Origin of the sequence: Paenibacillus methanolicus (assembly GCF_008124765.1) — a bacterium.
Lineage (GTDB): Bacteria > Bacillota > Bacilli > Paenibacillales > Paenibacillaceae > Paenibacillus_Z > Paenibacillus_Z methanolicus.
The window spans coordinates 637,412-650,639 of the sequence record NZ_VNHS01000003.1; the positions used below are offsets into that span (position 1 = coordinate 637,412).

Sequence of the window (13,228 nt, forward strand, 5' to 3'; positions counted from 1 at the left end):
GCGGCGCCGTTGGGCCATCTTTGCCGCTTCCTGCTAACTCTGCCGAACGAATGTCCTCCACGCCCTACTCCCCTTTCCCCTGCTCGAACTTATGTCTTGCCTAAAGAGTCCTTCAAGTCTATCCTTATCTCCGCGAAGAAGCATCCAGCGGACCTCCTATCCCGGAAGCCCTGCTGGATGCTGCGGTAGACGTTAGGCCTGCGACTATCCGACGAGCCCGGTCCGTTCGATGCTTTCCACGAAATAACGCTGCACGAACAGGTATAGAATGATCAGCGGCAATATCGCCAGCAATATTCCGGTATCCTGCACCATGCTCATATAGAACGGGTCCGCCTTCGAATTCTCGCCGCCCGAGAGGAAGATCGACAAGTTATACGGCAAGGAGCCGAGCTGCGTCGACATGACTTTGCTGGACGTCAAATAAGTGGTCGTGAAGAAGCTATCGTTCCACTGCCAGACGAAGGAGAAGAGCGTCACGGTCACGATCGCCGGAACCGCGTTCGGCAGCATAATTCGCAGGAACGTCTGGCCGACCCCGGCGCCGTCCATATAGGCCGCTTCCTCGACCTCCTTCGGAATCCCTCGGAAGAACTGCCGGAATATGAAGATGTACAGGCCGGCCTTCAACGAATTAGCCGTAATCGACGTCAAGATGAACGGCCAATACGTATTGAGCAGATTAAGCGATTTGCCGGTCAGCAAAGGGATGATGCCCATGAGCGTGAAGTCTTTCAGATTCAAGTAAATCGGGATCAGAATCGTCGTCGGCGGAACCATGATCGTCAGGATCACGCCGCCGAACAGCAGCCCGCTTCCCCTAAATTTGAGCCGTGCGAACCCGTAACCGGCCAGCGCGCAGGAAGCCGCGGTCAGAATCGTCGTCGACGACGAAAGCACGAACGTATTCAGCAAGGTATGCCAATAATCCATGATCGAGATCGCCTGTTTGAAATTGTCCAGCGTATAATTCGCCGGAATCCAGACGACGATCGGCGAGTACAGATCGGATTTGTCCTTGATGGCCGTCGAGATTTTCTGCAGGATCGGATAGAGGATCACGAACGACAAGCCGACGATCAGCGCCAGCCTGACGAACGACCACAGCCCTCTCTTCCAGCTCTCCGCCGATAACAATCGGGCGAATATCAATATACTCACGCTCCCTCTATTCTTGGTAGAAGACCCTCTTGGACACCAGATACGAGCTGACCAAGAGAATGATCATGATCGCGACGAAATAGAGCCAAGCCATCGCCGAGCTAAGGCCGAAGTTAAACGTCGTGAAGCCCGTCTCCCGGATCAATTCCGTCATGTCGTTGCGCGCGAAGGAGTCGATAATCGTATAGATCATATTGACCAGAATGAGCGGGCTGACCATCGGGAACGTAATCTTCCAGAACGCTTCATAGCCCGTCGCCCCTTCCATCTTGGACGCTTCGTACAGCTGGGGCGAGATCGACTGGATGCCGGCCAGGAAGATGAGAATTTGCACGCCCGATTGGCTCACGACCTGATAAATGCGGTCCACCGCGCCCGTCAAGTAGTCGGTGATCGTCTCGCTGACGCCGGCATTCATCATCATGGATGCCAGCTCATAGGAACCTAATCCGCTAAGAATGCCGGAACCCGCATTCTGGTCATTGACCGCCTGGATCAGGCTGCTCGATTCCAACGTCATAATGACCCCCGAAGCCAGAATGACCGGCAGGAAGAAGATCGACCTCGCGATGGCCCGGCCGAAGAACTTCTGATTCAAGAGAACGGCCAGGAACAAGCTGAAGATGACGATGAGCGGCACGTTGACGACCATGTTCAGGATCGATTCCGTCAAGATCCGGTTAAAGCTCGTGTTGACCGTGAGCGCCTCCGTATAGTTGGAGAATCCGACGAAATCGATCTTCATCCCTTCCGAGCTTGCTTCAATCGCGCTCAAACTGTAACGAAAGGAAGAGATGAACGGAATAATGAAGAAGAAGATAAACCCCAGCAGCCAGGGCAGGACGAAGAGAAAGCCCCATAGCGACTTTTGCTCCGCGTAGGTGCGCTGCTTCATGCCGAGCTTCAAGATGCTTTTCATGTGCGTTCACCACCCGCGGCGTAACTCTCGGCTTCAATCGTCTTGCCGTCCACCGTGACCGTGGCGCGGTTATAATTGACGATCACGTAGTAGCCGTTCTCGTATACCGTCTTGAATACGCCCTCGTCCAGCTTCTCATGCCCGGCGATCCGCTTGCCCTGAACGGGCTTCAGAACCTGATTGATTTCCTGATAAATATGAGCGGCCTTGTCGATCCACAGTCCATAGTTAACGGCATAGAGTTGGTTAAATTCCGTATCCTTCACCTTGTAGTTCGGCTCGTAGATCCACTCGAAATAGACATTCGCGCCGTACTCCAGGCTTTTCAACACCGCCTGCTTCTCATTCGTAAAGGCGGATAAATTGAACGGCGCTCCCGCATAGTCGACATGCCCGCGGACGACCATCGGATAGAACGGAATTTCCTCATCCTCCAGCTTGAAGCGGCTGCTGGCTAACGGCGCGTTCGTAATATCCGTCAAGTAGGGAAGCGCATAGGCGTTGCCCCCGCTTGCCATCACGCGATCGTTCTCTTCTCGTATCTTAATCAAAGCTGCCTTCGATATCTCCTCGGATTCCGTCCGGTCAATCTGCTTCCCCTCCCGATATTCGCTGCTCAGGGAATCGGCCATATCGCGCAGCGCAATCCCGCCCGCCTGATAGTCGCGTAGGCCCTCAAGCGTCGATTCCACGTAGTCCGGGACCACCCTTGGCGAGATCACGTAGGAAGGAGACTTCTGTCTGTCGCGCCGGTTCAAGGCCAGATCCAGGGGATAAAGTTCGGCCGGCACATCCCGCAGCGTTCGCGACGCTTCCTTGTTCTGATCGAAATCCGAGCCCGAGTTCGCAACTAAGAGCGCTACGTCCGGATAGAACGATACCCCCTTGTCTTTGGCGAAAGCGATGAAATTCCGCATGCCTTTGCTGCCGCCGATCTCGCCGTCGACCTTAATCGAGTCCGGCACTTTATGGTCGAGGCCGTCGTTGAACCAGCCTGCATATCGGAGCTTAATATTGGCGATCTCGCGCTTCTGCATCTCGCTTACGATGAACTGCGCCTGCTCCCAAGTCGTCAACGACTCCAGCGACTTATACGGAATGCCGACGATATGCTTCTTCTTGGTGATGCCGCCGACCAACTGCAGGTAGAAGGGAACATCGCCCGCCTCCTCGCCCGCGGCCGGCTTGGGCAAGCCCCCGCTCTTCTCGAGATACCGTTGATAATAGCGCGCCATGCCGGTATAGGAAGCCTCCTCGCCGCTTAGAAACGCGTATCGCACCTTATAATCGCTCTTCATAGGATGTTCTTGAAACTTCGGAAGCGATCGCTGCTGGCCGTTCGCATCCAGCGTGACCTCGCCTTTGTTCACGACATAGAAGCTGGGATAGACGTAATTGTAGCCGTTCAGCCGGCCCGCGATATCCGCGTTAATCGTGGCCGCCGCGGCGCCTTCTTCAATAATGCCAAGAAAGGCGCGGCCCTCCCGGATGACGCCGAATACGGGAAGTCTGACTTCCTGCTCTCTGGCCGCGTTTTCGGTTCTGTCCAGCGTTTGATCCGCACCGTAGACGAACTGCTGGTAGGCTGGATACTGCGTCTTCCCGTTGTTGAAATGGATGAGCGCGCCCGCGCCGTCCGGGACGAACAACGAGCCTTTATCGCTCGCGTCGCCCGCGCCGAAGAAGCTGAGGACGGAGATCATATTCACCGGATATTCCGCCGGATACCGAATGCCGTCGACCGGTACATGCACGACAAGACTGTCGTCATCGAGCGTATAGTTCATCGTCGCTTGGAATATTCGGGGCGCCGGCTTCTCCTGCGTGAAGTTCAGCTCCGCCATATCCTGCTGCAAATCCTCGTCCGTATAACCGGCTTTCTCGATCGCGGCCAGCGCCCTCTCCAGCTGCAGCCCGTTCAGCGCGCTATCGTTCCGCTCGTACGCCGATTGATCCGCGTTCTCCGTGTACGCGATCTTGAGCGCGCGCTGACCGGCTTTATCCAGCTTCCCGCTCAGCTCCTCGAAGCGCGCGACGCTCAGCAGCTTGGGCAGATCCTCCGCCGTCTTCTGGGCGGTGCCGAATTGGTAGCTGACGCTTACGCCGCCCACGATCGCTTCGAACTTGATTTGCTTATATTTGACGCTATCCGTGTACGTATTGATGGCATTGATCTGCCCGAAGCTGTTATAGAAGTCAAGCTTCAGCTGCGCGGACAATAAGTCCTTGTTCACGCCCGCGGCGAGCTTATCCGCGCTTCGTTCGAGCGGGTTGCTGTACCACACCTCGCCCGTCCGTTTATGAAGAACGGCGATCGCGCCGGTCGCTTCCTCGACGAACAGACGAAGTTGCTCGTTCTCGGCAACCCCCTTCATGCCGCTTACCCGGGAATCCGTGAAGGAAGCGTTCAAGGCCTTGCCTTGCGTAAACGCGGCCACGGCCTCGCTCCCCTCTTGCGCCTTGCTGCCCGACTGGACATCGGAGCAGCCTGTCATCATGATTCCGGCTAGGAAGCATGCGCCGAGCAGGGTATATCTAGCGAACCCCATGTCCATGCCCCCTCCCTTAGCTGCGAAGTACGATTTCTTGATAAATAATCGAAATAAACGCGACAATCTGCTGCATCAAGCTAAAGAACAGCATGCACAAGAATGCCATAAATCCCATCGCCAAGATCGTCAACATTCCGGTCGCGATCGTCTTCATCGGCGAATACTGGTGCACCGTCATGTTGCCGACGAACATCAGGAACAGGAACCACGCCATGGCCACGCTGCCGGAGAAGTGATAGAAGCTGGTCTCCTGCAGCGAAATGACGTTGCTAAGCCAAATCCACGGAAAATGAATCAGCACGAGCGGAATCAAGGCAAAGCAGGTCGAGGTGAAGATCTCTTCGAATTTCCCTTCCCCGTCCATCAGCGTCGTGAGCGACCAATTCGCCACGCACCAGAATAAGACGGGGACGACCACATAGACGATCTCCATCAGGCTGTTCATGTTGTCCGGGTTCACCACGTTGACGAGAAAGCCGCTGTATTGCGTCCGCATAATATTCGTCAGCGCGAGCAGAACGAGAATCGCGAAGGACAGGATCAGATTCGTCTTCTTGCCGCGCTCGTATTTCAAATCCCAATAGCCGTTGAACGGATGCATAATGAGATAGAACGGATAACTAACCAACTCACGCTTCCATCGGAACAATCTTCTTCCCTCCTTTGCGCTTCAAGTACCTTCTGATCAGGAAGAGCGCGAGTACAAGCACGGCAACGACGGTCATAATCGCCGTGAAGTGTTCCCGCAGCACTTGCTTGCGATAGAGAAGGAACGCTTTCGAATATCCCCGCTGATCCATGCTCTGCTTGAAATAGTTCATCGCCTCGCCATACTCCCCTTGGCGAAGCAGCGCCTTGCCGATGCCCGCATAAGCGAACTCCAGATTGGCGTTCATGTTGATCGTCTTCTGGAACAACTCGTACGCCTTCTCCTCCTCGCCCTTATAATAGCTGCGAACCGCTTCGTTCAGCGTCCGTCCATATTCCGTCGTCTGGAATACCGTCAGTTCGCCAAGCGCTTTGTCCAGCACGATGTAATCGTCCCCGACTCGTTCGATCGCGACCGGCGTATGGAATTCGCCGAGCTGATTGCCGATGCCGCCGAATACGTACATGAAATGGCCGTCGCCGCTGTAGGTGAAGATCCGGCCCCTCGTCGCGTCGAGGATCGCGAAGATCTCGCTGTCCGCAACGTCGATGTCCGCCAAGCGGGTAGGACCGTCGAGCGTCGTGAAGCGGATATCGCCTTCCGGCGGGAAATATCCCTCGCGCCGGAGGATGTCGCTGCCCTGCGCGTTCAGCTTCTTCACATTATCGCTCGCCTGACCATTGGTGGCGTAAATAAACCCTTCGTCGTTCATGTCCAGGTTCGTGAATTCCGTCGGCGTGAACATGACCATCTGGCTGCGCTGCGCCCTGGTTGAGAGCATCTTCCACAAATAATCGGTCGGATCGAAATTGACCCGGTTGGCGCCGATAAAGGACGTAAAGTCGCCCGAAGCGCTAAATTCCATGAACCCGTCGAATACGCCGGCCGCCATGACGTAGATCCGCTGCGCCTTGTCCGCGACCACCCGAACCGGTTCGAAGTTGAATCCTTCCGCCAGCAGCTCGGATTGGGGCGAGTCGATGACCTTCACGACATTGTCGTCCGAATCCAGATGAACGACGCGCTTGTTGCCCGTGTCCGCCACGATCAGCTCGTTCCGATCGGTCACGAACAGCCCTTGCGGGTTCAGGAAGGCTTCCTTCTTCCCGTCTCGTTCGAACGAATCGATGATGCGAACGAGTTTGAATTGCCGATCCAGGACAAGCACGCGATTGTTGCCGGCATCCAGCACATAGATCCGCTCGTCGGCGCTTACGAACAGATCGGACGGGTCCTTCAGCGGTCCGGTCCCAAGCTTCGCGCCGTTCAATAAGGCGGTCGCCTCGTAAGCTTTGGGCGAGGCGACCGTATCGCCCCAGAACGAATAATTGTAGGAGCTTGCGCCGTCGTCCGCATGGACTTGGCGGGCGCCCGCTCCGAACGCGCCGAATCCGACGAGGCAGCACATCGCAAGGAGAAGGCATCCTCTTAGGCGCGTAATCCGTTTAAGCATCATGCTCTGACTCCCTTCTACTCCTTCATCCCGGAAGTCGCCATCGTCTGGATGACGCTGCTCTGGGAGATGATGAAGAGCGTAATCGGAACCACCATCAGGATGAGCGCGACGGCGGCGCCGACGCCCGCCCTGGCGATTCCGCCTTGCGTAATTTGGCCGAGCGCGTAGTGGAGCGTCTTCAAGTTCTCGCTGTAGATGAAGCTGCCGCCGTCGGTCCCCCACAGCATGGGGAACTGAAGAATCATCAGCGTTAACCAGGCCGGCTTGACATTCGGCATGACGATGGTCCAGTAAATGCGGTACTCGCTGGCCCCGTCGATCTTGGCCGCTTCCAGCAAGGCGTCCGGTATTTGCTCCATGAACTGCTTCATGAGGAACAGGCCGAGCGGAAACGCCAGCGACGGCACGATGATCGAGGCATGCGTGTTGATCCACCCGAGCCAGGACATGACCATGTAGTTCGGGATGGCCGTGACATGCCCGGAGAACATGAGCGACAAGACGACGATCGAGAACAGCAACTTGGAACCCGGGAACCGGTATTTGGCCAGCGGATAAGCGGCCGCCGAAGCAAGCAGAATATGTCCGGCCGTTCCGACCAGCGTGATGAGCAGCGTGTTGCCGATATAACGGGACAACGGCACCCAGGAATTGCCCATCAAGGCGATCAGATCGTAGAAGTTATCCATCGTCGGATTGCTCACGAACACCCTCGGCGGGAAAATAAACAATTCATCGAGCGGCTTGAACGCGTTATTGATGGCGAATACCAAGGGCAAGCCCATGAACGCGCCGAATACGGCCAGGAAGACGAACAGGATGAAGCTGACGGTAAAGGAGCGGTTGAGCTTTTTGGGCGCCCGGAAGACCCCGATCATTTTGGTCACCAAGATTCAATCGCCTACCTTTCGCAGCAACTTCTGCGTCAACATGTTCGTGCCGATCATGAGACCGAATAGAACGGTCGCGATGGCCGACGCGTAGCCCATCTCGAAGCGGATCGTGCCGAAGTCCATCAAGTGGGTCACGACCGTATGCGCCGCGTAGTTGACGCTCGGGAATCCGGCCAGCGCGATCGAGATTTCGGCAACCGCGAAGGCGCCGGTAATCTGCAGCACCGCCCCGAACATCAGCTGTGGCCGCATCGACGGAAGCGTAATGAACCAGAGCTCCTGCCAGCGGTTCTTGATGCCGTCGACCGTCCCCGCTTCGATGAGCGATCGGTCGATCGTCTGCAAGCCCGCGATGAAGGCAAGGAAGCTCGTGCCGAGACTGAGCCACAGTTGAACGATAATGACGATCGCCAGAATATACCGCTCGTTCGTCAGCCACTGAATCGGCTCCAGCATGAAGCCGTATTTGATCAAGAATCCATTCAGATAGCCATAGCTGTCGCCGGAGAACACGATCAGCCAAATAAAGAACACGTTGCCCGAGATCGACGGCGCGTAGAAGATCAGCGTCATGACGGCGCGGACCTTCGGCGACAGCTCGTTAATGATCCACGCGAACAGGAAGCAGGCGAAATAGCTGACCGGACCGGTCACGACCGCGAACATGAACGTGTTCTTGAGCGCCATCATGAACACGTCGTCGTTCAGAAACAGCCTCGCGTAGTTCTGCCAGCCGACGAAGCGCGGGAACTCCAGCATGTTGAAGTAGAAGAAGCTGAGCGCCAGCGAGAATACGACCGGTATGACCGTGAACAGGAAGAAAATGATCATGTACGGACTCATCAAAATATAATAGTGCTTGTTCTTGCCCAGCTCTCTTGCCAACTGCGCTAATCTGCCTGTCTTGCGAGGAGGATAAGCGAGATCGGGAACGGCCCCGCGCGTTGATGGTTCTGCTTGCACCGGCTTTCACCCCCTGACTAATTCGGTAAATTGAATTCCTTTCTCTTAATCGCGATCTCGTCGTTCATGTACAGGATATAATCGGACAGCGCCTCGCGCGGGTTCTCGCCGGCGTTGACGACCTTGCGGAACGCGTTATCCAGATGACGGCCGGTGAAGTAGCCGCCCGGCACCTGCGGGATGCCTTCGACCCATTGCCACTGGTTCTCCAGATTCCGATAGTCCTTCATCGGCCAAGGCAGCTCCATCAGCGCTTCCGTATTCGCGGTCGGATAACGGGCCGCTTCCCCCATTAAGCCTTCCATCTCCCGTCCGTACGCAACCTGGGTATCCTTATCCGTCCACCATTTCATGAACGCCCAAGCCGCTTCCTTGTCGGCCGCATGCTGGAGCATCATGACCGCGGTCGTATGGCTGGCGACCGTGTGATCCACCTCGCCGTCCGCTTGCTCCGTGCCGGGAACCATCGTGAAATCCCACAAGCCTTTGATTTCCGGCGCCATGACGGTTAGCGAGTTATAGGTCGTATAATCGGCAATCCCGATCGGCATCTCCCCTGTCCGGAACCGGTTCGGGAAGTCCGCCAGCAGCGGGAATTTGTAGTTCGTATAGAATTTCGTCCACGTCTTGAACGCTTCCATGGCAATATCGGAATCGAGCGCGCTCTTCTTGCTATCCGGTTGGTAGAAATTCCCGCCGTTCTGATAGAGCAAAGTCGCGAAGGTCGCATTCGGCACGAGCGTCGCGTTATTGACCGCCGTATCGATCGGCAGCCAGAACTCCATGTTGTGCTTCTGCAGCACGGAAATCATGTTATAGACATCCTGCCAGGTCTTCGGCGGCGTAAGCCCAAGATCGGCCAAAATATCTTTGCGATAGAACAGCATCGGGAACGTCTGCTGCTCCGGTAGCGCATATACGCCGTCGTTGTAGGAATAAGGCGCGAGCCCGCTCTGGCGGAAACGCGAGGCAACCTCCTCGAAATCCGCAAAATCGGTCAAGTCCGCGGCCGCGCTTCGCATCGCGTAGTTGACCGGCACGTCTTCGCCGATCTGCATGGCCACGTCCGGTCCTTCGCTGGCCAGCGTCGCCGGCAGCAGAATGTTCGGCGGGACGAGCCTCAATTTGACCGAAATATTCGATTCGGGGGTAAAAGTGTCGTCGATGAGATTCTTCAGCACCTGGGCCTGATCGCGGCCGGTCGTAATCCAGACCGTGATGGAACGGCTGCCTTCCCCCGTATTGCCGATGCTGTCATAGTCCTCGGTGTAGGAAGCGATATAGCCGCCCAGCTCGTGCTTCAGCCGCTCCCACGTCGATGCTTCCGCCTTCGGCAGCTTCGCTTGCGGCGAAGAGACGACCAAGTAGTCCAAGGTAAGCGGCTGCTCGCGGACGGTCAGAATCCATGTGCCAAGTCCGCCGACATTGATCTTGAAGGCGTTCATACGCCGGGCGACCGTCTCCGGCTTATCCGCCATTTCTTTCAGTTGCCGCACCATCGTGTGCAGAACCGCCACCTTGTCGCTACGTTCGCCCGTCGTCTGTTCGAGGTAATCCGCGACGCTCTGAATGGTATCGGCCTGCTCCCGAAACACGCTTATCATATCCGGAATGCGCTTCTCCAGCTCATAGTCCCGGTAGGGATCCGGCGTATTCGACGTAATAATCAGGATCTTCCGGTACATCTCGTTCAGCTTGAGGACGCTCGATTCGACCGTGCGCAGCAGCGGCGCAATTTCGCCCAAGGACACCGACATCCGGATCTTATGCGCGCCTTTGGTCAGATGGAACAAGTACGGTTCCTCGCCGCCGAGCACGTCCATCCGCCAATCCGTGTCGAAGCCGAACCGGATCCGCTTCATTTCCTTGAACGGGTATTCGCCGTCGATCATCAGGCTCCGCGTGCTGTACACGCCCCGGAGCTGGTCCTGTTTGCGCTTGAGCGCGATTTGGTACAAGCCGTCCTCCGGCACCTCCACGTTCCACTCGATCCACTGCCCGGGCAGCTTCCAATTGAGCCCGCCGATCGTATTGATTCGGATCTTGGACACGTCATACGGAATTACGGATGGGCTGGACCGGTCGGATAACGGAGATAACGTTGGCGAAGACTTGCTTACGGCCTTCTCGGCCTGAATCTTCAGGGATAGCTCCTTGACCGGCGCAAGCCCTTTCGCCTCATATTCTTGTTTGAGCTCCGCGTACGGCTTGACGTCTCTCTCCTGATACAGCTCGATGTAATCGATCGCCATCGGCTCTCGGGATGCCGCGAGCGACAATCGCTGCACGCCTTTGTCGAAATAGAATGCATACGGTTCGTCATAATAGCCTTCGCTATCTTCAAATGGCGCTGTCTGCCATTGCGCTTTCTCCACTTGTCTCGGGCGCAGGTCGTTGCCTCTGTCGTCGCGCCCGATCTCCGCTTCTTTGTTGCCCCACAACCGGTCAAACGCGAGCATCTCCGCGCCTTTGAACGGCACCTGCCCGTTAATGGCGAATTGTCTTTCGATGGCCGAGCTTTTTCCCTCTAGCGGGTAATAATGAATGCGGACGTTGTACAGTCCAGGTTGATCCACCTGTACATCCCAGCTGATGGAACCGGTATCCGGCGTAATGACGGCCGTGCCGTCCAAGCCTTCCGGCCGGTCCGCGATTCGAACGCCCTCGCCCGCCGCTTCGGCATAGCGCTCGCCTTCGATGCGGATCACCCGATCGGGGCGCTCCGCGCTCTCGTGCGATTTCAAATAACCGTCGTACCCGCCCGTCTCGCCGGCATCGACAATCGCCTCGAAATCGCTCATGCCCATGGCGCGATCCGCCCGATCCGAAGGATAGAACGCCCAGATGGACAAAAAAAATACGACTACAACCAGTATGGCAATCCCGAGCTTTTTCCCTCTAACGTTCAACTCTTCTCCCCTCCCGGCAGCAAGCGGTCCTTATTGGACAACAGTCCCCGTTCTAGAGAGTTCTAAAAAGGGGACTGTCTCCATTCCGTTAACATTAACCGTTACTTTTTGTACACTTCGTCAATGGCCGCTTGAACCGGCGCTTTGAACTTGTTGATGACGGTCGATACCGAATTGCCGGCGGTCAGCTCGCCGATGATGTCGTAGTAAGGCAGTTTCGGATACGTATTGTGGTCAAGCACGAGCATGCCGTCCGCCGCCGTGCGCGAATTCTGAATGTCGTCCTCGTTGGTAAAGTTGCTCTCGAGCGAAGCTTGATCCGGATAATCGTAGATGGAATCGATATCGTTGATTTTCTCCCAGATGTACAAGAGCTGATCCGGATTCTCGACCTTCTTCGGAATCGTCAACGCTTGGAAGAGCGCCTCGCCGGAATGATAAGCAGTCGCGCTAGGACCTTTCGGGAACGGCACGAAGCCGATATCATAATCCTTCATATCCGTCTTCAGGCCGCTTACTTCATAGCCTGCGCCCGCATACATCAAGGTGTTGCCTTGGCGGAAGAATTGGCCCGGCTCCGTCCAGTCGCCGCCTTCCGTCGGCCTGGCCACTTTCTCCGTCGCGATGCGCGAGAGGAAGTCGAACGCTTCGACGGTCTTCGGGTCTTCCATATTCTGCTTATCGCCGAGCGTAAGGCTGGCTTCGTTGGAATACAGCGATTGGTCCATCAGACCGCCTTGCGCAAGTCCCCACGTATCGAGCTTGCCGTCATTATTCGTGTCCTTGTTCGCTTCCTTGGCGACTTGGATGAACGTATCCCAGTTCCAGTTGTCCTCGTTGACATAGTCTTGAAGCGGCTTCATGCCCAGCTGATTCATGAGGGTGCGGTTGTAGTAGATGCCCGTAATCAGGTTGGATTGGCTTTCCGTGAACCCGTAACCTCTGCCTTCATACTGCATGAACTCGTTCGTGACCTTCTGATTGAATACTTTCGTATTCTTCGTATATTCATCGACCGGCCACAGCAGGTCTTGCTTGACCAGCGTCGGAATCGAATACGTTTTGCCCAAGCGGACGATATCGCCGATCGGCTCGCCCGCAAGCAGCGACGCCACGACCTTCTGCTGATACTCGCCGTAGTCGATCGCGACGTACTCGATTTTGAAGTTATGTTTCTTCATCAGCTCGTCCAGGTTCTTCTTCTTCTGGATATTGTCCGGATTGTCTTCCGGAATCGCCATATCCCACCAGGAGACGACCTTGATTGTTCGGCCACCCATATCGAAATCCATCTCCGGCGTTCCCAGATCCTCTTCGGCGTTGCCGGGCGTATTGCCGCCCGCGTTGCCGCTTGCGTTATTCGCGGTTGCCGGATCGTTCGTCCCAGCTCCGCCGTTCGTATTCCCGTTCTCGGCTGCCGCATTGCCGTTCCCGCTGCCGCCCGCGTTCTCCGTGCTGCCCGAACCGCCGCTGCAAGCGGCCAATGCAAAGGTCAGCATCAAGCTTGTGCAGAGTAAAGCTGCTTTTTTCAATCGCACGTTGATCCCCCCTGAATTTGGATTACAGGGAAAAGTGTAGCGCTTACATTTTGACCGAACAACCTGCCGCTATTTAGTTCGACTACCCGACGAACTATAGGAATCCGCCTCAATCGCGGCTTCTCGCGGCACCCGCATTTGCAATAGGTAAACAAATGGTAGACGGATAAAGAAATGCACATTGTCTT

General features: G+C 56.1%; 9 protein-coding genes. All 9 read right to left on the reverse strand.

The window, feature by feature from the left end; translation table 11 throughout:
• Positions 1 to 204: 204 nt before the first annotated feature.
• The 9 genes from BCM02_RS11275 to BCM02_RS11315 all read right to left on the reverse strand — a co-directional run bounded on the left by BCM02_RS11275 (position 205) and on the right by BCM02_RS11315 (position 13,040).
• Positions 205 to 1,152, reverse strand: coding sequence for a carbohydrate ABC transporter permease (locus BCM02_RS11275; RefSeq protein WP_148929264.1), 948 nt, complete (start codon positions 1,150 to 1,152; stop codon positions 205 to 207).
• Between the two features lie 16 nt (positions 1,153 to 1,168).
• Positions 1,169 to 2,080, reverse strand: coding sequence for a carbohydrate ABC transporter permease (locus BCM02_RS11280; RefSeq protein ID WP_148929153.1), 912 nt, complete (start codon positions 2,078 to 2,080; stop codon positions 1,169 to 1,171).
• Positions 2,077 to 4,629, reverse strand: coding sequence for a DUF5696 domain-containing protein (locus BCM02_RS11285; protein WP_148929154.1), 2,553 nt, complete (start codon positions 4,627 to 4,629; stop codon positions 2,077 to 2,079). Before BCM02_RS11285 ends, BCM02_RS11280 begins: the two co-directional genes overlap by 4 nt.
• A 16-nt stretch (positions 4,630 to 4,645) precedes the next feature.
• Positions 4,646 to 5,233, reverse strand: a complete 588-nt coding sequence (locus tag BCM02_RS11290) for a YIP1 family protein (protein WP_148929265.1) — start codon at positions 5,231 to 5,233, stop codon at positions 4,646 to 4,648.
• A gap of 28 nt (positions 5,234 to 5,261) precedes the next feature.
• Entirely contained in the window at positions 5,262 to 6,734 is a 1,473-nt protein-coding gene (locus tag BCM02_RS11295) for an NHL repeat-containing protein (RefSeq protein ID WP_148929266.1), read from the reverse strand.
• A gap of 17 nt (positions 6,735 to 6,751) precedes the next feature.
• Positions 6,752 to 7,615: a carbohydrate ABC transporter permease gene (locus BCM02_RS11300; RefSeq protein ID WP_187434169.1), complete on the reverse strand. Its 864-nt coding sequence runs from the start codon at positions 7,613 to 7,615 to the stop codon at positions 6,752 to 6,754.
• 15 nt (positions 7,616 to 7,630) lie between these two features.
• Entirely contained in the window at positions 7,631 to 8,593 is a 963-nt protein-coding gene (locus BCM02_RS11305) for a carbohydrate ABC transporter permease (RefSeq protein WP_246183325.1), read from the reverse strand.
• 17 nt (positions 8,594 to 8,610) lie between these two features.
• Positions 8,611 to 11,502 carry an extracellular solute-binding protein gene (locus BCM02_RS11310; protein ID WP_148929156.1) on the reverse strand — a complete coding sequence of 964 codons (2,892 nt, stop codon included), beginning with the start codon at positions 11,500 to 11,502 and terminating at the stop codon, positions 8,611 to 8,613.
• 101 nt (positions 11,503 to 11,603) lie between these two features.
• Positions 11,604 to 13,040, reverse strand: coding sequence for an extracellular solute-binding protein (locus BCM02_RS11315; protein WP_246183326.1), 1,437 nt, complete (start codon positions 13,038 to 13,040; stop codon positions 11,604 to 11,606).
• Positions 13,041 to 13,228 lie beyond the last annotated feature (188 nt).